The following is a 19,165-nucleotide window of genomic DNA, read 5'->3' on the forward strand; positions in this document are numbered from 1 at the left end:
GTTTTTTCTTATTTACCCGCCCACTCATTGGGGGAGGATGTAAGCTGAAGCATTAGGTAGATGGTTGTTCTACCGTTTCTGTTATATCGCTCGTTGCGGTTGGCGCTTTGCCTGTCCTACGTTTGTACTTCTCTTCCCAGTAATCGGCACCCTTAATGCCGAGTGCGACAGGGTTGAAAGTGTACTCTGTCACACCGCGTTTTTGTTGCTCTTCGTAATCTGCCAATGCTTTTAGCGCAGGCTTCGACATAAAGAAGATGATCAAGATGCCGATGATGTTCAACCATGCCATTAAGCCTACACCTACATCACCCATTGCCCAAGCAAGGTTTGCCGTCTTAACGGTACCGTAGAATACGGCCGTGATAAGAGTGATCTTCAGGAAGAACATCAGACCGTTCACTTTGAACGTACGACGGATGTACGCAATGTTCGTTTCTGCAATGTAGTAGTACGCCAGAATCGTAGTGAAAGCGAAGAAGAATAGGGCAATCGCGATGAATGGCTTACCAACGCCTGGTAGGGCGCTTTCAATCGCCATCTGCGTAAATACAGGACCATTCGCACCGATATCCGCTGGAAGGTTTTGTACCAGAAACGCACCTTCTACCGCGCCCTGTACGTTGTATGCGCCAGTGATAAGAATCATGAATGCCGTCGCTGAACATACTAGCAGTGTATCAATGTAGATAGAGAATGACTGCACGAGACCTTGTTGAGCTGGGTGATCAACATTTGCAGCCGCTGCTGCATGAGGGCCAGTACCTTGGCCTGCTTCGTTTGAGTAAACTCCTCGTTTCACACCCCAACCGATAGCAGCACCAATACCCGCCATTGGAGTAAACGCATCACCCAGAATCATAGCGAAGATTCGTGGCACCTCACTGATGTTGAGAAGAATGATAATAAACGCTGTGATGATGTAAGCCAGCGCCATGAAAGGAACGACAACTTGTGTAAAGTTTGCAATTCGTTTTACGCCACCAAAGATGATGAAGGCAAGAATGACACAAACAAACGTACCAGTGAAAATTTTAGCGAAACTGAAGGTACCAATAGCGGTTTCAATCATGTCACCTGAGCCGAAAGCGGCTTCTACTGCATTACCAATACTGTTCGACTGAACACCTGGAAGTAGAACACCACATGCAAAGATGGTTGCGATCGCGAAGATCCACGCGTACCACTTCTGACCCATCGCTTTCTCGATGTAGTAAGCCGGGCCGCCACGGAACTCGCCTTCATCTTCTTCTTTATAGATTTGTGCCAGTGTCGATTCAGCGTATGCGGTTGCAGCGCCAAAGAAGGCAACGACCCACATCCAGAATACTGCACCTGGACCACCAAAACCGATAGCCGCAGCAACACCAGCGATATTACCTGTACCTACACGGCCAGATAGTGAGACAGCAAGTGCCTGAAATGATGAAATCCCTTTTTCTGAGCTTTTGCCTGAAAGCAGTAAGCGCCACATTTCGAAGAAGTGACGAATTTGCACAAAACGTGTCATGATCGAGTAGAACAAACCAGCGCCAAGACACAGATAGATCAGTACCGGGCTCCAGATAATTCCATTCAGAAAATCAACTAATGACTGCATGAGTATTTTCCCTGTTTGTTGTGTTTGTGGTTGTTTTGCGCACGCAACAATACCCTTTCTGTAAATCAAATGTTAATTTTTTTGACTGGGAATTCTTGGTAGCGTGATGGTGGACACAGAATGGAAAAGTATCATTAAAATCGGGTTATTGGTACGTATTTGAGAGTTTTCTCATTGATATGGCCGACTGTTGACTGAATATTCAGAGCTTCATGATGAAGGAGTATAGTGGCAATTGAAAGTTGTATGTTTGGCTTACAATGAAACTGATGGAGTAATAAACTTTATTCTAAGCATTGAGCGTTTAGGCATAGCGGCTCAAATTCAATTCTGCATGATTCGCTATCTTGGCTTTCGCCCCAATCATGATGTCGGCAAGTATCTGGCCCGAACCACAAGCCATGGTCCATCCTAAGGTGCCATGCCCAGTGTTAGTGAATAAATTGCAGTATGGCGTTGAGCCAATGATAGGTGTCCCATCTGGCGTCATTGGACGAAAACCGGTCCAAAACTCTGCTTGGGTGAAATCACCACTTTGCGGGAATAGGTCTCGAATGACCATCTCAATGGTGTTCTTTCTCTTCTGTGGCAAGGATGGATCAAAGCCGGCAAGTTCGGCGGTTCCAGCGACGCGAATGCGATCATCAAAACGCGTCATCGCGACTTTGTAGGTTTCATCCATCACGGTAGAGCGAGGTGAAAATTGCGGGCTTTCAATCGGCACCGTTAAGGAATAGCCCTTTACTGGGTAGACAGGGATATGAATATCAAGCTGCTTGAGAAGAGCGGTTGAATAGCTACCTGAAGCGAGAACAAATTGGTCAGCTTTAAACAAACCACGGTTCGTTTGGACACCCATGATCTTTTTGCCTACAGTAACCCAATTACTTACCTCGGTATTGAACTCAAACCTTACCCCGTGAGCTTTTGCGAGCGCTGTCAGCTGCTGGCAGAACAGGAAGCAGTCACCCGTTTCGTCGTTTGGTAGAGACAATCCGCCAACCAGTTTTTCTTTCACCAACGCTAAGCCCGGCTCTTGTTGGATGCACTCTTCGACATTCATCAATTGAAAGTGAGTACCACTTTGTTCAAGTAATTTAAGGTCTTTGTCTATGCCGTCGAGTTGTTGCTGAGAGCGAAAAACTTGCAGAGTCCCGAGCTGACGACCTTGATATTCGATAGCGTGCTCGCGACGCAGTTGCTCCAAACAAACGCGGCTATGATTGGCGATCGATAACATACGCGCTTTGTTGGTTTGATAACGAGACAGGGTGCAGTTGGACACCATTTGAGTTGCCCAACGAATAAGCTCAGGACTTAGCGATGGCTTAATTTTTAGTGGCGCGTGCTCTTGCGTTAGCCACTTGATCGCTTTGAGTGGAATACCCGGCGCAGCCCAAGGCGAGGAGTAACCGTAAGATATTTGCCCGGCGTTGGCGAAACTGGTTTCCATCGCGCTATCAGGTTGGCGGTCGATCACGGTGACTTGATAGCCGACTTGAGTTAAATACCAAGCCGAAGTCAAACCGATAACACCACTACCCAATACGATGACTTCCATTGATATGCTCCACACATTTTCGATGTGGCGCAGTTTATCTTCTTTACCTTTTATTAACAATCGATATAAATTACAGCCAGCGTTTAGAAAAACTATAGGCTAAAAGATGAAAAGCAGTGTTGTAAGCGGATTATGGCTGTTTAGCCAAGTGGCGGAACATAGCAGTTTTACCCGTGCAGCCAAGGCATTGCACTTAACCACTGGTGCGATAAGCCAACAAATCATTCAGTTAGAAGAGTTGCTTGGTTTTACTTTGTTTGAACGCCACTCACGTGGTATTACGCTCACAACAAAGGGAGGGCTGCTATTTCAAACGGCACAATTTCACTTTTCTGAACTGAAGAATACGTTGGAAGAGTTGCAAACTGAAACGCTCAACAACGAAATTCGTCTTAAGTTGACGCCATCCTTCGCCTTTAAATGGCTCGTGCCGAGGCTAGAAAGCTTCCACCTTGAAAACCCCGATTTGCAGATACAAATCTTTGCGGAAGGGGCGCTCGTGAACAGTGCTCAGAAAGACTACGATGTGGCGATAGATTACGGTCTTCATCCATACCGAGATAAGAGTGCGGAGTTGATCCTCGACGAACAGCTTCTGCCTGTTATGAGCCCCAAATACCTTGAAGATCATGGCTGGCTAAATGCGTCCAAAGTGAAGGTGGAACGGTGGCAGGAAATCACGCTCTTACATGATGCTATGCCGTGGGATAAAGCGGCGCGAGATTATGAATGGCTGTATTGGGCATCCGTGATGGGACTGGATATTAAAACCGACGTAGGGCACTTTTTTAATCGAACCGATATGGCGATGTCGGCGGCTGAGGCAGGGGTTGGGATCGCCATGGCACGAATGGCGCTGGTGGAAGATGAGCTAGAAACTGGCCGTTTAGTTTCGCCTTTTAAACCTATCGAAGCTAACGCTGGTTACTATCTGATCATCAACACAGAAAGTGAGTCTACGGAACGTTTTAGACGCTGGTTAGTGCAGCAAATCGTACCTAAATAAAAACCGCCTCAGCTGAGACGGTTTTGGGCAGAGATGAGTTTAGCGCTGATAAACGGTTTCACGCACCGCTTTGGTTAGTGAGATAAAGTCTGTGCGAGGGTGTCCAAGCACATAATCGGCGTGCCAATCTCCCCAATAGAATGTGTGTATTGGGAACTGTGAAGGAAAGATACCGAGTTCAGCGAAACGATCGATTTGATCTTGGCAAATAGTTTGGCCTGAATTAAGACAGGGCGCCGGTCTCTTTTACCGAGTCTCTCATTCGCTTTTTCTACGGCATCAATAAATTGTCCAATCGCAGCATCGCCATTTGAATGGGTGAGCACTTGCCAGTCATTTTTGAATGCGGCCTCTACGTATTGATATGCTCTATTAAGGGGTTGATAAATCTTAATTTAGCTCATATTGGCAAGTTATCATCTACATTGGTGAAAAGTTTCAGTTAACGCTGGGTGAAAATCTCGCTTTTAGTACTCAAAATCGGATTACCCCCCTATGCTCTCTTTTTGAACCCAAACGGACTGTGACCGGTAGCAATTTTCTTTGCTGAAAAAATCGGCAATATAAAGGATAACCATTCACTTAAGTTTGTTCAGGGAAGACACATGAAAGACGAAACACTCTCAATTCATTTTGGTTACGAAACGGATCCCACGACGAAATCTGTCGCCACCCCAATTTATCAGACGGTTGCTTATGAGTTTGATAATGCTCAGCATGGTGCTGATCTTTTTAACTTGGAAGTGCCAGGTAATATCTACACTCGTATCATGAACCCGACCAATGATGTATTGGAAAAGCGCATGGCAGCGTTAGAAGGCGGTATAGCGGGTTTGGTCGTGAGTGCGGGCAGTGCTGCGATTAACTATGCGATTTTAACGTTAGCTCAAGTGGGCGACAACATTGTGTCTACCCCTCAGTTGTACGGTGGTACCTACACTTTATTTGCTCATATGTTGCCAAACCAAGGCATTGAAGTGCGCTTCGCGAAGGACGATAAGCCGGAGAGCTTGGCTGAGCTTATCGATGAGAATACCAAAGCGGTATACTGCGAAAGTATCGGTAATCCAGCAGGAAATATTATCGATTTAGAGCGTGTAGCGGAACTTGCACATGCGCAAGGTGTCCCTGTGATAGTTGATAATACCGTGGCGACGCCAGTGTTGTGTAAACCGATCGAGTTTGGTGCAGATATCGTCGTTCATTCACTGACTAAGTATGTCGGTGGTCATGGCACCACATTGGGGGGCATCATCATTGATTCGGGTAAATTCCCATGGTCAGAGCATAAAACTCGCTTCCCGGTATTTAACCAACCTGAGCCTTCATACCACGGTGTGATCTATACCGAAGCATTTGGTGACGCGGCGTTTATTGGTCGCGCGAGAACGGTACCACTACGCAATACTGGTTCAGCATTATCGCCAATGAATGCATTTATGTTGATGCAAGGGCTAGAAACCCTATCACTCCGTATGGAGCGTCACACAGAAAACGCACTAAAAGTTGCCCAGTATTTGAGCCAGCATGAAAAAGTAAGTTGGGTGAGCTATGCTGGTTTACCTACCTCTGAGCATTACCCTCTCGCAGAAAAATACATGCAAGGCAAACCCTCGGCGATTCTCTCGTTTGGCTTGAAAGATGGCTATGAAGCAGGCGTGCGTTTTTATGATGCACTGAAGATCTTTAAGCGCTTAGTCAATATTGGAGATGCGAAGTCGTTGGCTTGCCATCCTGCCTCCACGACTCATCGTCAGTTAAATGAAGCCGAACAGAAACAAGCAGGGGTCTCACCAGAGATGATTCGCTTGTCGGTAGGGATCGAGCATATCGACGATATTTTAGCCGACTTAGAACAGGCGCTGAGCGCTTAATATCAAAGACAAATTCGCTTTTGGTCACCCATAGGCTAATTGCAATTGCGTCTGTATGGTCTTGACTTACTTTGTTTATTGCTTTTTGGGTTGCCATGTTCCAAATGCGTTTGATGATTTGCTGATCATATCTTATGAAAAACTACCGTCTTCCTGACTATGCTTACAAAATAGTCAGGAGGGAGGAGTGCGCATGTCGTATGTGTTTCATCGTCATTGCCACGCACAGTTGCCAATCATCGATCGTGGGGAAGGCGTTTACCTGTTTGATAAGCAAGGAAGAGCCTATTTGGATGCTTGCGGTGGAGCCGCGGTATCAAACCTTGGTCACAGTCATCAGGCGGTTAAGCAAGCGATGTTGGCTCAAATTGAGCGTGTGCCTTTTGCTCATACGGGATTTTTTACCTGTGAGAATAGTGAGCGACTGGCCGAACTGATATGCAGGCGAATGTCAGACCAATTCAATCATGTTTATTTGGTCAGTGGGGGCTCAGAAGCGGTGGAATCCGCGTTGAAGATGGCACGTCAGTACTTTGTCGAGCGAGGTCTGTCAGAAAAAAGCCAGTTTATTGCACGCCAGCAAAGTTACCACGGCAATACCCTAGGTGCCTTGGCGGTGGGTGGCAATAAATGGCGGCGTGAACCATTCAAAAACATCTTACAACCGAGCCACCACATTGCACCTTGTTATGCTTATCGTCATCAACAAAGTAGTGAATCGGAATGGGAATATTCACTGCGCGCAGCCAATGAGTTAGAAGCGAAAATCTTAGAGCTAGGCGCTGAGAATGTGATGGCATTTGTTGTAGAGCCGATCGTAGGAGCGACAGCTGGGGCAGTGCCGGCTACTCAAGGCTATTTCCGACGTATTCGAGAAATTTGCGACAAATACGATGTGCTACTGATCATGGATGAAGTGATGTGCGGCGTCGGGCGAAGCGGGCATTTTTTTGCTTTTGAACAAGAGGAAGCGGAACCTGATTTAGTTTGCATGGCGAAAGGGTTGGGGGCGGGCTATCAACCGATAGGCGCAGTCGTTGCGAATGACAAGGTGTACCAAGCGATAGAATCGGGAAGTGGCTTCTTTCAACATGGTCACACATTTATGGCTCACCCGGTTGCTTGTGCCGCGGCCGTTGCGACCATCGAAACCATTGAGCAGCAAGCGTTGCTTCAGGCCGTGCGTCAACAAGGTGCGAGGTTACGTCAAGAGCTTGAATACGCATTAACGGGTTTGCCGTTCGTCGGTGACATTCGCGGTAAAGGATTATTTATTGGCATTGAGCTGGTGGCGGACAAAGAGAGCAAAGCACCGCTGAAGGTATCAACATTGGCAGACAAAAAACTGAAACAGCAGGCGATGGAAAACGGCTTAATGTGTTACCCCATGGCAGGCACGATTGATGGCGTGAACGGGCATCATGTTTTGCTTGCTCCTCCTTTTATCATCCAACCTAATCACATTGATGAGTTAGTCACAAAGCTTGCTCGCACCCTTAAGGAGGTTTCGAGAGAATGGTAATGGAGAGCAAATTCGATCGAGAGCGTATCGCGATAATTGTCGCCCCGAATGGCGCTAGGAAAACCAAGCAAGACCATCCCCACTTGCCAATGACCATTGAAGAAATGGTGACAGAGGCACTCGAATGCCTATCCGCAGGGGCTGCCATGATCCATTTGCATGCTAGGGATTCTAAGGGGAATCACACTCTTGAAATTGAAGATAACCTCAACATATATCACACAGTAAAAAAGTCGGTAGGAGATAAGATGCTGGTGCAACTTACTACTGAAGCGGTGGGGATGTATACGGCACAACAGCAAATGGCACTCATTAAGGCTGTAAAGCCAGAGGCGGCATCTTTTGCTTTGCGGGAGCTTATCCCCGAAACAGACAGCGAATCACAAGGCGCTGAGTTCTTTCATTGGGTGGCAGAGCAAGGAATATTGAGCCAAATCATTCTTTACGATCAGGCCGATATCGAGCGTTTCTTCCTACTGCGTGAAAAAGGTGTACTACCCAAATACCATCAACATGGACTCGTTGTATTGGGTCGATATCACAAAGCGCAGCAGTCCTCGCCTTGGGATTTACGATCGTTAAAGTTGGAACGCTTTGTTGAAGAGAAAATACGTTGCGCGGTGTGTGCGTTTGGCGCAAAAGAGCAGGATTGCTTAACCAGTGCGATGCTGCTTGGCTTGGATGTCAGAATTGGATTTGAGAACAATCATTTAAGTGCAAATGGTGAGGTAGCAAAGAACAATGCTGCTCAAGTGCAGAGACTGAGGACGATCAGTGAAATGCTCAATATTCCGTTGTGTGATGCGAGCGCGCTTTGGGAAGCGATTGAAGCGCCCTAAACGAAGAAAGGCTCCAATCGGAGCCTTTTAAATTTCAGCAATTAATTTTCTATTTGCGGTGCTGGTTGACGTGCTGGGTGCTTGATAAACACCGCCACAATCGCTGCAATTGCAAGCGCAAAACAGTAGTAAGAGTTTGCGACGACTTCAAGCGGAGATAGGTTAAATACTGAGCCTAGCAGTAGCACCTGTGCGCCGTAAGGCAAAACACCTTGAATGACACATGAGAAAATATCCAACAAGCTTGCAGAGCGACGTGGTGATACGTTGTTCTCTTCTGCCAGTTGGCGAGCCACACTGCCAGAAACAATGATGGCGACCGTGTTGTTTGCCGTACAGGTGTTTACCATCGACACGAGACCTGCAATGCCCAGTTCACTTGCGCGGCCGTTTGCTTCTTTAGAGTGACTTGAGCCAAATGAGCGGATAATGCTGCTTACCAAGTTCGTTAGGAAGGCGAGACCACCTTGACGACGCATTAGCTCACTCAAACCACCAATCAGCATTGATAGTAAAAAGATCTCCTGCATGCTACCAAAGCCTGAATAAATATCTTGAGCAAAGTTGGTTAGGCCATAGTTATCAATAGAAGACAAACTTACGCCGCCGGCAAGAACGATACCAATTGTCAGAACCACAAATACGTTCATCCCCGATACCGCTAGGATAAGAATCGTTATGTACGGCAGTACTTTTAGCCACTCAATAGGACCCGTTTCTGGTACTTGAGTTGCTGTACTGTTGAAAGCGAAGATCACTAGTGCACCTAATGCAGCAGGTAAAGCAATGCGGATGTTCTCTTTAAATTTATCCTTCATTTGACAGCCTTGTGAACGCGTAGCCGCGATCGTCGTATCAGAGATGATGGAGAGGTTATCACCAAACATCGCCCCACTCAGAACCACGCCTGCGGTTAAAGGAAGACTCATGCCTGCAGATTGTGCGATGCCTAGCGCAACAGGTGCTACCGCCGCAATTGTACCCATTGAAGTACCCATCGCCGTCGCAATGAATGCCGAAATCAGGAATATACCCGGCAAGATCATGCTAGTTGGTATTGCAGACAGGCCAAGGTTTACGGTTGCATCCACACCGCCAGAGGCTTTTGCCACTGCGGCAAAAGCGCCAGCAAGCAGGTAGATCATACACATGGCGATGATGTCTTGATTACCTACGCCACGCATAAAATGTTCGATTGAGCGATTGAGTTTGTCTTTGCTTAACAGGATGGCAAGGACGATAGCAGGTAAGGCTGCTATTGGGGCCGGTAACTGATAAAACGCGAAGTCAACCCCTTGCAAAGACAGGTAAGTGCCTACCCCGATAAATAGCGCGAGGAAGACGACTAAAGGTAGAAGTGCAACTGCCGATGGTGCAATTGCTTTATTCGTATTTTTGGAACCAGACATGGAACGACAACATAATCAATAATAAAGGCAAGCAGACTAATCGGACACTAGCTACTTGTCAATGTATAGACGTCTAAATGGCTAGGTGTTTTTGGTCGGCAAAATCAGTTCAACGGCCCACTAAAACATTTTATTTGAGTCAGGGGCTGTCATTATTGTTGTTATGTTAAAGCGGGTTAAGATTTTTTACGCTTTAATACAGCAATAAGCATCAGTAAGAACAGAAGTGCTGCAATTACCCAAACGACATATCGGTGCTCTGCATAAAAATGTGTGATCAGACCCAAGTGCTCAAATGCCACATTAATGAGTAAACTGAACGCGGCAACCCAAATGGTGCTAGCAAGCGCATTACCGAGTAAGAACTCTTTACGGGACATTTTGGCTATACCACAAGCGAGTGGCATAAACTGCTTCATCCCCTCGATAAATCGGCTCACCACCAAGCATATGGGACCGTAATGTATGATTGCGGATTGAAGCTTTTGCATTTTTGGCCCTGAGATATAGCCTTTTTTATCTAACCAACCTTCGAAATAATAACCGATCAGGTAACCACAGGTATTCCCCAAAAAGCAACTGAGCCAAGAGATTGTCATCACCAGACTTAGGTTCATGGCGTGCTCTGAAGAGAGAATAGAAGCCGCAATCATTAATGATTGGCCAGGCATTGGAATGCCAATCCCCTCAAGAAAGATACTGACGATAAGTGCGAGATAACCGTACTGCTCTAGCACCGGTTTCATCGAGAGAAGCAGGTCGTTAATATGTTCCAAAAGCTTTCCCCAGTTAAAGATGGAGCGAAATTGGAGTGATACTCCTGTTATTTTTGAGGGTCAATCCTTGCAGTTTAGCTAAGGAAAAACCTAGCACTACCTTGATAAATGTGGTGATAAAGTATTCAAAGGAAAGAATAGCTGTTGGTTTTGACTCAAGCCAGCGGCGTTCTTGTAATTCTTTCGACGACAGGTTAACAGAGCCGTCATTTGCAATTCCGGTAATGGTACGAGAACTAAACTTATGATGGTTATCGAGCGTTATGAAGCTGAGGAAAAGGGCTTGATAATAGGGAGCTGTGTCCATCATACCAAACGCGTTAGTTTTGCAGACTTTGCAGGAGATAAAGGGGAAGCTCCTTGTTTGTTGGTCGTTTTCAGTGATCTTTTTATTTCACAATGAGCTGAAACTAGGTATCTGTTTTTTTTTGGGGGGGGGGGGGCAGAAAAGCAAAATACACATTTTTTTAATGTGTAGGCTCGTATGTGAAGTACCGTTTTTCAGTACAAACAGCCCAATAAGCGATTGGATAAATACAAAAAGGCCGCTAACTCGAGAGTTAGCGGCCTTTCCAAACGTTTGGTGGAGCTGGCGGGAGTTGAACCCGCGTCCGAAAACCTTTCATCATTGGTACTACATGCTTAGTCGATCTTTGAATTCACCATCTACCTGCGAACCGACACGCTAGTAAATGACTATCCTGAATTATAATTCGCCGTTCATCTCTCAGGCGGGAGAATCCGGGCTAGCGCGTTTGGGTTTGATCTCTCGTTATTCCCCGTCTTACGTGCAGAAGCTAGGGCGAGAGAGCTCTGAGCAGGTTATTAAGCTGCTAGTGCGTAGTTTTCGTCGTTTGCGACTATTTTTTTGCGGCTTTTTACGTGGCCAACCGCCCCACGGCATGCACCTCAGACTTCTGAATTCCCGTCGAATCCTAAATCAGCCCCGAAGTGTTCCTTGCATACTACCAGAAAAGCGTTACTTGTCTAGCTTTGCAAGATTAAGTGCTCAAGATTAACGCAAGTTACTTTTCATGATACGAGCTTTATCTCGAGCCCAATCTTTTTCTTTCATATCAGTACGTTTATCGTGTAGCTTTTTACCTTTTGCTACGCCAATTTTGATCTTCACCCAAGAGCGAGACCAATACAGCGCTAAAGCGGCTAACGTCATACCTTCACGGTTGATGCGACCTAGAAGGTTGTCGAGTTCTCGACGACTCATTAACAGCTTACGTACTCGTGTCGGGTTGGCGACAACGTGAGTTGATGCTTGATTAAGGGGAGTGATCGTCATTCCGCTGACAAAGGCCTCTCCGTCACGCATGAACACATAGCTCTCTGCGATATTGGCTTTACCTTGGCGAAGGGCTTTCACTTCCCAGCCTTGTAGCTCCAACCCGGCTTCAATTTCATCATCAATGAAGTATTCGTGGCGAGCTTTTTTGTTCAGCGCGATAGTATTACTACCCGCTTTTTGTTTTGATTTTTTCTTTGCCATAATAGCCTCATTATACGGGTTGGATATCGGATAGGAAATCCTTTTATTTGCGCAATTGCCGAATAAAAGTAAAATTGGCTCATGCCTTTAACATTGTACGCGTATCGATAGGAGTGTATATGAAGCAAATCAGCCGTTCTGCCTTGGTGTCTTTTAGTGCAGAACAGATGTTCGCTCTGGTCAATGATGTTTCTAAGTACCCTGAGTTTTTGCCTGGTTGTTCGGGGTCTCGAATCATTGAGTCTTCGAGCAGTGGTATGGTGGCTTCTGTCGATGTGGCGAAAGCAGGGATCAGCAAAACCTTTACAACGTCGAATGAGCTTATTTCTGGTCAGGCGATCATGATGAATTTGGTCGACGGGCCATTTAAGACTCTGCGTGGTGGGTGGTTCTTTACGGCACTTGATGAGCAAGCATGCAAAGTTGAATTGAAACTTGAATTTGAGTTTTCAAGCAAGATGATTGAAATGGCTTTCGGTAAAGTTTTTAACGAGCTAACCCATAATATGGTGAATGCTTTTACCAAACGCGCGAAACAGGTATACGAGTGCTATGAGTATTGAGTCGGATATGATTCACGTTGAGGTGGTGTATGCACTGCCTCATGAGCAGCGTGTGTTCAATTTGGTGGTGAATAACCATACGACGGTTGAAGAGATCATTCGTCAGTCTGGTGTGCTTGAGCTCTACTCTGAGATTGATTTGAACAACAACAAGGTGGGTGTTTTTAGCCGTAATGTTCGCTTAGATGCGACGGTACGCGACAAAGACCGTATTGAAATTTATCGCCCACTGTTAGCCGATCCAAAAGAGATTCGTCGTAAGCGAGCGGAGCAGGCGAAAGCCGCCGGGAATGCGGACCATGTGACTGGCGGCAAGCCGAATGCACTGCGTAAGAGCGATTGAGGCTTGTAAGAGTCACTTAATAAAAAAACCTCCCATTGGGAGGTTTTTTGTATAAAAAGGTCGGTTACTGAATCTGCTCGTAAAACGCGTCGCTTTTCGGGTAGTCACCAGTAATGTCTGCCAGTGTCCCTTGCTCGTTAAATTGTACGATAAGGTCTTTTTGCACTGGGTCACCGTGGCCAGGGGTGTGGTGGTAAATGTAGTACCAAGTATTTGGGTAGCCATTTTCAATCAGCATTGGTGAGCCAAGAACGAAGCGAACCTGTGCTTTAGTCATCCCAAACTTTAATTTATCAACCGCACTTTGCTCTACATAGTTGCCTTGGTTGATATCAATACGATAAACCAGTTTTTCCAATACCGAACATCCTGTCAGCAATGTCATTGCTAATGGTACGGCAACTAACCACTTCTTTAATTGCATAATAATTTCTTAGTAACCTTTAAAATACTGCGCTGATAATAAACAAGCTCGACGCAGATGTAAAAAACTATGCGTCGTATGGTAGGGAGTCAGACAACGAATTTTGAGTTGAGTTGCATTTATTCACTGATTTTGAACGGTAATTGCCGGAATATGACGCATTAATGTGCAATAAACAATGAAAGTGCAGAATAGGTAACGTGGCCGAGGTATAGAGCCATTGAAAGGCATCAATGGCTCAAAGTAAGGGGGGTTAAGCGGCAATAAGGAGTTCTTTTGCGTTTGCTAGTGTGGAATCCGTAATGTGGCTTCCTCCAAGCAGACGGGCCAGTTCCGCTACGCGCTGCTGTTCATCTAAGGCTCGCATTTGTGTCTCTGTTTGGCCGCCTTTGGTGTGTTTTGCAACAAACATTTGTTGGTGGCCACAACCTGCGACTTGCGGTAAGTGAGTCACACACATGACCTGAGTAGACTCGCCTAATTTACGCAGCATTTTCCCTACGACCGCAGCGGTTGGTCCACTGATACCTACATCGACTTCATCAAAAATCAGACTTGGAGTATCGACTTTCTGTGCTGTGATCACTTGGATCGCTAGCGAGATACGTGATAACTCACCGCCAGAGGCCACTTTCGCAATTGGTTGAAGCGGTTGACCAGGGTTGGTTGAAACAAGAAAGCACACGCTGTCCATTCCTAGTGGTGACGGATGCGTGTTTTCGTTACTTACTTCGATGCTGAAGACAGCCTTTTCCATGCTCAGTTCATGCATGCTTTGTGTGATCAGCTTGTTTAACTCTTTCGCGTAGCGGCTGCGTGACTTATGTAATTTTTCTGCTTGGTTTAAGAAGCTTTGGTATTTTTGTTCGACTTCTTGTGCCAGCTCATCCAGTCTTTCATCTGAGCAGTCTAATGCTTCTATCTGAGCAAGAAGATCTTGATGATGTTGGTAGAGCTCGTCAGGTATAACATGATGTTTGCGCGCCATCGACATGACTTTAGAAAAACGCTCTTCGACATAAGCCATACGACCCGGATCGACGTCAATGCCATCAAGGTAGCTGCGGAGTTCATTTTTAGTCTCTTCCAACTGGATCATCGCTTCAGCGAGCATGTTTGGTAGCTCTGCGAGTTTTTCATCCAATTCTGCTAGTTGAATTAGGGAGTGATTGGCCGATTGCAAAATACCAAGCGCATTGACTTCTTCACCTTCGTAAATAAGTTCGATGGCTTGTTGGCAGGTAGTGGCGAGTTCACCGCTATTGGACAGTCGTTTGTGCTCTTGTTCGAGCTCTGAAAATTCTTCTTCACCTAGCGATAACTCATTTAGTTCTTTGATTTGATATTCAAGCAACTGCTTTTGGGCCTGGTTTTGCTGGCTGTTTTCTTTTAGCTGCTTGAGGTTGTTGTCTGCCTGACGCCAATGTTGGTAGGCACTACGAGTGCTTTTCAATAAATTTAGGTGCCCTGCATACTGATCGAGCATGACCATTTGATGTTCGCTCTTCATCAGTTGATGATGTGCATGTTGGCCGTGGATGTTGATCAACAGCTGTCCAAGAGATTTGAGTTGTGAAAGTGGGACTGGGCTGCCGTTAATAAAGGCTCTTGAACGGCCTTCTTTGGTGATGATACGGCGTAGAATGCACTCACTGCCATCAAGCAGGTCGTTATCTTCTAACCACCGAGATGCGTGTACATTATTGTCCAGTAAAAAGGCAGCGCTGACTTCGGTTTTTTCTTCACCTTGTCGAACCATTCCTGCGTCGGCTCGTCCGCCTAAGCATAGGCCTAATGCATCGATAGCAATAGATTTACCTGCGCCTGTTTCACCTGTAATGGTGGTCATGCCCTTAGAAAGCTCGAGCTGTAAAGACTTAACAATCGCAAAATTATTAACACTTAGATGAGCCAGCATTTTTATTTACCTGTATAACCGAACAATACTGTATAAGAAAACAGTATATACTGTTTCTTTATACAGTAAAGTGATAAGGTGAAATTTGTGAGCGATTTCATTAATCGCTTTATTGCTGATATTAAAAAGAAAAACCGATGCACATGCATCGGTTTAGAAGAGGTATCAAAACAGTTTGCTCGACCAGCCGAGTTTGTTTCGTAGTACGTGATAATAACTATAGTCTTTTGGGTGGATCAATTTGAGGACATTCGGGCTTTGGTAAATATGAATCTCGTCACCAGGAGAGACAGGCAAAGATACTTGGCCATCACAACTGACTTCTTGAGAGCCTCTGTTTTCAGGCGAGACGATCAATTTGATGCGCCGTTTACCGTCAACCACTAGTGGTCGGCTTGAAAGGGTATGCGGAAACATGGGTACCAGCGAAATGGCGTTCAAGCTTGGAGATAGAATTGGACCGCCACCAGATAATGAATAAGCCGTTGAACCCGTAGGTGTTGAAACGATCAAGCCATCTGCGCGCAGTGAAAATGCAAAGCTGTCATCAATGTAGACTTCAAACTCAATCATATGCGCGACTTGGCCAGGGTGTAACACTGCTTCATTGAGGGCTGCATTGTGGCTCTTTATCTGGCCATGGCGATGGACTTCGGCTTCAAGTAAAAAGCGTTCTTCCTCTATATACTCGCCGTTGAGTACGGTTTTTAATGCAGACTGGAAGTCATCTGGATTCAAGTCGGTAAGAAAGCCAAGATTCCCTCGGTTCACACCAATGACAGCCACGTCAAATCGCGATAGGATACGAGCAGCCCCCAACATGTTGCCATCACCCCCAACGACAATGGCAAGATCGGCATTTTTGCCTAGTTCAACTAAGCTAGCAAATTGGCTTTGCGGGATTTCGTCTAAAATGGCAGCAAGGCGATCATCGATAAAGACTTGGTAACCTTCGGATGTAAGCCATTCGTATAACTCTCTATGAGTTTGAATTGCCTGCTGATCTCGTGGTTTTCCGATAATCGCGATCACGTTACATGGGTTTTTCATAGCATTTCCGCATTAAAGAGGCTTGAATCAGGAATCTTCATCCCCATAATAATGGCAAGTTACCTAAATATGCGAATTTTTATGTGGTTAAAGCCCACAAAACGTGAGTGGCTTTAAGGACATTAAGTTGAATTCTGGAGATATCATGAGCAACGAAGAAAACAAAGTTACAGAAGAAGAGCTTGATCAAATCATCGAAGAAGCTGAGAAAGTCGAAGCGGCAGCTCAAGAAGCTGAAACAGAACTTGAAGAAATTGGTGATGAGAAAGACGCTAAGATTGCTCAACTAGAAGCAGCACTACTGTCTAGCGAAACAAAAGTGAAAGACCAGCAAGATGCGGTTCTTCGCTCTAAAGCGGAAGTAGAAAACATGCGTCGTCGTACGGAGCAAGAAATCGATAAAGCTCGCAAGTACGCTCTGAACAAATTCGCTGAAGAACTGCTTCCAGTTATCGATAACCTAGAGCGTGCGATCCAAGCTGCAGATACTGAAAGCGAAGCGGTTAAGCCTCTTCTTGAAGGTGTTGAGCTTACGCACAAGACATTTGTCGATGTTGTCGCAAAATTTGGTTTGAAAGAGATCAACCCAGAAGGTGAAGCATTCAACCCAGAATTCCACCAAGCGATGTCTATTCAAGAGAGCCCAGATCACGAATCAAACACAGTGATGTTTGTGATGCAAAAAGGCTACGAGCTAAACGGCCGTGTTGTACGCCCAGCAATGGTAATGGTTGCTAAGTGATAAGATAAGCTATTGATGTATCTATATTAAAACGCCCGCTATTCAATAGCGGGCGTTTTTGTTTCAAACATACTCTCAAGCATATTCACTCCTCTGAATATGCGATGAATTTGAAATTTGATCCTCTTCAAAGTTTTTCTTATTGGGAAATATTTTTCTTATAGGATACATCCTTTCTTTATATTGCTTACTTATGGAATGCTGTGTGTATAAGTGGCTGTTCTGACCTTTCTTTGGGATTTAATTCTGTATATGAATGTTGAACTAGAGATTTGCTTTTGATGTTGCTCATTTACATTTCTGTAAAGAAAGTCTTTATTTCGTAACTCTGGCGTGTATTATTCGTGAGATCTGCCATAAAAATTGGCAGATGTAACTATAAAAACATAAATAGCAAACACAACATTTCGGAGATTTATGATGGATAAATCGCTTTCTAGTAAGATTTTTATTGGTTTGTTCGCCGGCCTTTTGCTGGGTACAGCTATTCAGTACTTATTTAGCGGTATTGCGATTTTTGATACCTATATCCTAGGTGCGGCAGAAGGGGCAGGCGGTATGTTCGTGTCGCTGATTAAGCTTCTGGTTGTTCCTCTGGTTTATGTATCAATTGTATGTGGCATTGTTGAGCTTAAAGACATTCGTTCTTTTGGTCGCTTAGGTGGTAAAACCTTTACTCTTTACATTTTGAATACCGTCGTTGCGATTATTGCTGCTCTTACTGTTGCTATGATTGTTCAGCCTGGTGCAGGCGCAAACCTTGCGGGTACGATTTCTGACTCTGTGGCACTTAAGTCAACAGAAACGCCAGACATCTTCTCTATGGTTGTGAACATCGTTCCAAGCAACCCAGTACAGGCATTTGCAAATGGCGACATGCTACAAATCATCTTTATGGCAATTCTGACAGGTCTTGCTATCCAAGCGCTTGATTCAAAGGGTGGCCCTGCGGTTCGTACTTTTAAGATGGCGAACGAAATTATGATGAAGCTGATTGGTCTTGTGATGAGTCTTGCGCCATACGGTGTATTCGCTCTGATGATTCAACTTGGCGCAACACTGGATGCGGGTACGCTTGCATCGGTAGCAGGTTATGTTGCTCTTGTGGTTTCAATGCTGGTGCTTTGGATCTTCGTGGTTTACCCATTGGCTGTTCAGATGTTTACAGGTATCTCTGCGCGTGAGTTCTCTCGTAAGACTCGTGAGCAAGTGTTGTTCTCGCTATCAACAGCAAGTTCAAACGCAACAATTCCTGTCACGATGCGCACTCTTACTGACAAGATTGGTGTATCTAAGTCGGTGGCTGGTTTCGGTGTTCCACTGGGCGCAACGATGAACATGGCGGGCGCTTCAATCTACATCGCAATTGCAGCTGTATTCTGTGCAAACGCATTTGGTCAGCCTATCGCGGTATCTGACTTGGTGACTCTAGGCTTCACGGTTCTGCTACTGTCTATCGGTGCTGGCGGTGTACCTGGCGGTGGTGTAGTCATGGTTGGTGTTATCCTTCACCAATTGGGTCTACCACCAGAAGGTCTAGCAATCGTTGCTGCAGTTGACCGTATCAACGATATGTTCTGTACCTCATCTAACGTAGTGGGTGACACTGCAGTCAATACGATTGTCGCAAAATCTGAAGGTGAGATTGGTAAAGAAGAAGTCGTTGAGGCTGAGCCTGCACAAGCAAGTGCATAATTTGCAATTCATTCTCATTAAAAGCGAGGTCTAAGGCCTCGCTTTTTCATTTCAGTGAAAAAAAAAAGCATTTTTTTTATTTTCTCCCTTGAAAAGCCATTTGCAGCCCTTATCTATTGGGCATAAGAGAAGCAAACAACATTATTTTAGTTTGTGAGTAAGGGTTGAAACCCGATTCTACGTCCCCACATAGGGGATATAGCAAAACGAAAATAGAATTTATTCGGAGATAGCCTGATGGGTAAAATCATTGGTATTGACTTAGGTACGACTAACTCATGTGTTGCTGTACTAGACGGCGACAAACCACGTGTCATTGAAAACGCAGAGGGTGAGCGCACC

The 19,165-nt window shown here is 45.5% G+C and carries 18 protein-coding genes, 1 other RNA gene and 1 pseudogene; 9 read left to right on the forward strand and 11 right to left on the reverse strand.

From position 1 onward, the window contains the following. Window positions 1–52: 52 nt before the first annotated feature. Both AK966_RS17085 and AK966_RS17090 read right to left on the reverse strand, forming a co-directional pair. A complete protein-coding gene (locus AK966_RS17085; RefSeq protein WP_099080601.1) occupies window positions 53–1,600 on the reverse strand; it encodes a sodium:alanine symporter family protein in 1,548 nt (515 codons plus the stop codon). Between the two features lie 304 nt (window positions 1,601–1,904). Continuing rightward, on the reverse strand, window positions 1,905–3,161 hold the full coding sequence (locus AK966_RS17090) for a D-amino acid dehydrogenase (protein WP_119464585.1): 1,257 nt from the start codon (window positions 3,159–3,161) through the stop codon (window positions 1,905–1,907). A gap of 106 nt (window positions 3,162–3,267) precedes the next feature. Between AK966_RS17090 and AK966_RS17095 the strand changes: the two genes are divergently transcribed. After that, window positions 3,268–4,167 (forward strand): LysR substrate-binding domain-containing protein, encoded by a 900-nt coding sequence (locus tag AK966_RS17095; RefSeq protein WP_119464586.1) that lies wholly within the window; start codon window positions 3,268–3,270, stop codon window positions 4,165–4,167. A 57-nt stretch (window positions 4,168–4,224) separates the two neighbouring features. Here the strand turns inward: AK966_RS17095 and AK966_RS17100 are convergent. After that, window positions 4,225–4,538, reverse strand: a pseudogene (locus tag AK966_RS17100) (amidohydrolase family protein); the annotation flags it as partial. A 234-nt stretch (window positions 4,539–4,772) separates the two neighbouring features. On the opposite strand from AK966_RS17100, the gene AK966_RS17105 reads away from it, so the two are divergent. The 3 genes from AK966_RS17105 to AK966_RS17115 all read left to right on the forward strand — a co-directional run bounded on the left by AK966_RS17105 (window position 4,773) and on the right by AK966_RS17115 (window position 8,402). Further along, entirely contained in the window at window positions 4,773–6,041 is a 1,269-nt protein-coding gene (locus tag AK966_RS17105) for an O-acetylhomoserine aminocarboxypropyltransferase/cysteine synthase family protein (protein ID WP_119464587.1), read from the forward strand. Between the two features lie 193 nt (window positions 6,042–6,234). Beyond that, complete coding sequence (locus AK966_RS17110; protein ID WP_119464588.1) at window positions 6,235–7,563, forward strand: aspartate aminotransferase family protein; 1,329 nt, start codon at window positions 6,235–6,237, stop codon at window positions 7,561–7,563. After that, a complete protein-coding gene (locus tag AK966_RS17115; protein WP_119464589.1) occupies window positions 7,557–8,402 on the forward strand; it encodes a 3-keto-5-aminohexanoate cleavage protein in 846 nt (281 codons plus the stop codon). Before AK966_RS17110 ends, AK966_RS17115 begins: the two co-directional genes overlap by 7 nt. A gap of 41 nt (window positions 8,403–8,443) precedes the next feature. Here AK966_RS17115 and AK966_RS17120 read toward each other — a convergent pair whose 3' ends face one another. The 5 genes from AK966_RS17120 to smpB all read right to left on the reverse strand — a co-directional run bounded on the left by AK966_RS17120 (window position 8,444) and on the right by smpB (window position 12,088). Continuing rightward, window positions 8,444–9,811: a Na+/H+ antiporter NhaC family protein gene (locus tag AK966_RS17120; protein ID WP_099080595.1), complete on the reverse strand. Its 1,368-nt coding sequence runs from the start codon at window positions 9,809–9,811 to the stop codon at window positions 8,444–8,446. A 176-nt stretch (window positions 9,812–9,987) separates the two neighbouring features. Continuing rightward, the gene (locus tag AK966_RS17125; protein ID WP_099080594.1) at window positions 9,988–10,587 is read right to left on the reverse strand and encodes a DedA family protein; all 600 of its coding nucleotides are present in this window, start codon (window positions 10,585–10,587) and stop codon (window positions 9,988–9,990) included. A gap of 13 nt (window positions 10,588–10,600) precedes the next feature. Beyond that, window positions 10,601–10,897, reverse strand: a complete 297-nt coding sequence (locus tag AK966_RS17130; RefSeq protein WP_119464590.1) for a hypothetical protein — start codon at window positions 10,895–10,897, stop codon at window positions 10,601–10,603. Window positions 10,898–11,168: 271 nt separating this feature from the next. Continuing rightward, window positions 11,169–11,535, reverse strand: a transfer-messenger RNA (tmRNA) gene (ssrA, locus tag AK966_RS17135). Between the two features lie 67 nt (window positions 11,536–11,602). Next, window positions 11,603–12,088 carry an SsrA-binding protein SmpB gene (gene smpB / locus AK966_RS17140; protein ID WP_099081209.1) on the reverse strand — a complete coding sequence of 162 codons (486 nt, stop codon included), beginning with the start codon at window positions 12,086–12,088 and terminating at the stop codon, window positions 11,603–11,605. Window positions 12,089–12,207: 119 nt separating this feature from the next. Between smpB and AK966_RS17145 the strand changes: the two genes are divergently transcribed. Next, complete coding sequence (locus AK966_RS17145; RefSeq protein WP_099081210.1) at window positions 12,208–12,651, forward strand: SRPBCC family protein; 444 nt, start codon at window positions 12,208–12,210, stop codon at window positions 12,649–12,651. Further along, complete coding sequence (locus AK966_RS17150; RefSeq protein WP_099081211.1) at window positions 12,641–12,994, forward strand: RnfH family protein; 354 nt, start codon at window positions 12,641–12,643, stop codon at window positions 12,992–12,994. Before AK966_RS17145 ends, AK966_RS17150 begins: the two co-directional genes overlap by 11 nt. A gap of 64 nt (window positions 12,995–13,058) precedes the next feature. On the opposite strand, the gene bamE is transcribed toward AK966_RS17150, so the two are convergent. The 3 genes from bamE to nadK all read right to left on the reverse strand — a co-directional run bounded on the left by bamE (window position 13,059) and on the right by nadK (window position 16,386). Continuing rightward, a complete protein-coding gene (gene bamE / locus AK966_RS17155) occupies window positions 13,059–13,418 on the reverse strand; it encodes an outer membrane protein assembly factor BamE (RefSeq protein WP_099081212.1) in 360 nt (119 codons plus the stop codon). A 253-nt stretch (window positions 13,419–13,671) separates the two neighbouring features. Then, complete coding sequence (recN, locus tag AK966_RS17160; RefSeq protein ID WP_099081213.1) at window positions 13,672–15,336, reverse strand: DNA repair protein RecN; 1,665 nt, start codon at window positions 15,334–15,336, stop codon at window positions 13,672–13,674. Window positions 15,337–15,501: 165 nt separating this feature from the next. Further along, window positions 15,502–16,386 carry an NAD(+) kinase gene (gene nadK, locus AK966_RS17165; protein WP_099081214.1) on the reverse strand — a complete coding sequence of 295 codons (885 nt, stop codon included), beginning with the start codon at window positions 16,384–16,386 and terminating at the stop codon, window positions 15,502–15,504. A gap of 145 nt (window positions 16,387–16,531) precedes the next feature. Here nadK and grpE point away from each other — a divergent pair, with 145 nt between their 5' ends. From grpE to AK966_RS17180, 3 genes are all read left to right on the forward strand, one after another. After that, window positions 16,532–17,128: a nucleotide exchange factor GrpE gene (gene grpE / locus AK966_RS17170; protein WP_099081215.1), complete on the forward strand. Its 597-nt coding sequence runs from the start codon at window positions 16,532–16,534 to the stop codon at window positions 17,126–17,128. Window positions 17,129–17,548: 420 nt separating this feature from the next. Further along, window positions 17,549–18,823 (forward strand): dicarboxylate/amino acid:cation symporter, encoded by a 1,275-nt coding sequence (locus AK966_RS17175; RefSeq protein WP_099081216.1) that lies wholly within the window; start codon window positions 17,549–17,551, stop codon window positions 18,821–18,823. Window positions 18,824–19,060: 237 nt separating this feature from the next. Beyond that, window positions 19,061–19,165 (forward strand): Hsp70 family protein (locus AK966_RS17180; RefSeq protein WP_147422378.1); only part of this gene is annotated, 105 nt, incomplete at its 3' end.

Origin of the sequence: Vibrio sp. PID23_8 (genome assembly GCF_003584965.1) — a bacterium.
In the GTDB taxonomy this organism is placed as follows: Bacteria; Pseudomonadota; Gammaproteobacteria; order Enterobacterales; family Vibrionaceae; genus Vibrio.

Excerpts from the sequence above, each read along its gene's own strand:
- AK966_RS17085 (WP_099080601.1), bottom strand. The coding sequence starts at position 1,600 with ATGCAGTCATTAGTTGATTTTCTGAATGGAATTATCTGGAGCCCGGTA.
- AK966_RS17090 (WP_119464585.1), bottom strand. The coding sequence starts at position 3,161 with ATGGAAGTCATCGTATTGGGTAGTGGTGTTATCGGTTTGACTTCGGCT.
- AK966_RS17095 (WP_119464586.1), top strand. The coding sequence starts at position 3,268 with ATGAAAAGCAGTGTTGTAAGCGGATTATGGCTGTTTAGCCAAGTGGCG.
- AK966_RS17105 (WP_119464587.1), top strand. The coding sequence starts at position 4,773 with ATGAAAGACGAAACACTCTCAATTCATTTTGGTTACGAAACGGATCCC.
- AK966_RS17110 (WP_119464588.1), top strand. The coding sequence starts at position 6,235 with ATGTCGTATGTGTTTCATCGTCATTGCCACGCACAGTTGCCAATCATC.
- AK966_RS17115 (WP_119464589.1), top strand. The coding sequence starts at position 7,557 with ATGGTAATGGAGAGCAAATTCGATCGAGAGCGTATCGCGATAATTGTC.
- AK966_RS17120 (WP_099080595.1), bottom strand. The coding sequence starts at position 9,811 with ATGTCTGGTTCCAAAAATACGAATAAAGCAATTGCACCATCGGCAGTT.
- AK966_RS17130 (WP_119464590.1), bottom strand. The coding sequence starts at position 10,897 with ATGATGGACACAGCTCCCTATTATCAAGCCCTTTTCCTCAGCTTCATA.
- smpB (WP_099081209.1), bottom strand. The coding sequence starts at position 12,088 with ATGGCAAAGAAAAAATCAAAACAAAAAGCGGGTAGTAATACTATCGCG.
- AK966_RS17145 (WP_099081210.1), top strand. The coding sequence starts at position 12,208 with ATGAAGCAAATCAGCCGTTCTGCCTTGGTGTCTTTTAGTGCAGAACAG.
- AK966_RS17150 (WP_099081211.1), top strand. The coding sequence starts at position 12,641 with ATGAGTATTGAGTCGGATATGATTCACGTTGAGGTGGTGTATGCACTG.
- bamE (WP_099081212.1), bottom strand. The coding sequence starts at position 13,418 with ATGCAATTAAAGAAGTGGTTAGTTGCCGTACCATTAGCAATGACATTG.
- recN (WP_099081213.1), bottom strand. The coding sequence starts at position 15,336 with ATGCTGGCTCATCTAAGTGTTAATAATTTTGCGATTGTTAAGTCTTTA.
- nadK (WP_099081214.1), bottom strand. The coding sequence starts at position 16,386 with ATGAAAAACCCATGTAACGTGATCGCGATTATCGGAAAACCACGAGAT.
- grpE (WP_099081215.1), top strand. The coding sequence starts at position 16,532 with ATGAGCAACGAAGAAAACAAAGTTACAGAAGAAGAGCTTGATCAAATC.
- AK966_RS17175 (WP_099081216.1), top strand. The coding sequence starts at position 17,549 with ATGGATAAATCGCTTTCTAGTAAGATTTTTATTGGTTTGTTCGCCGGC.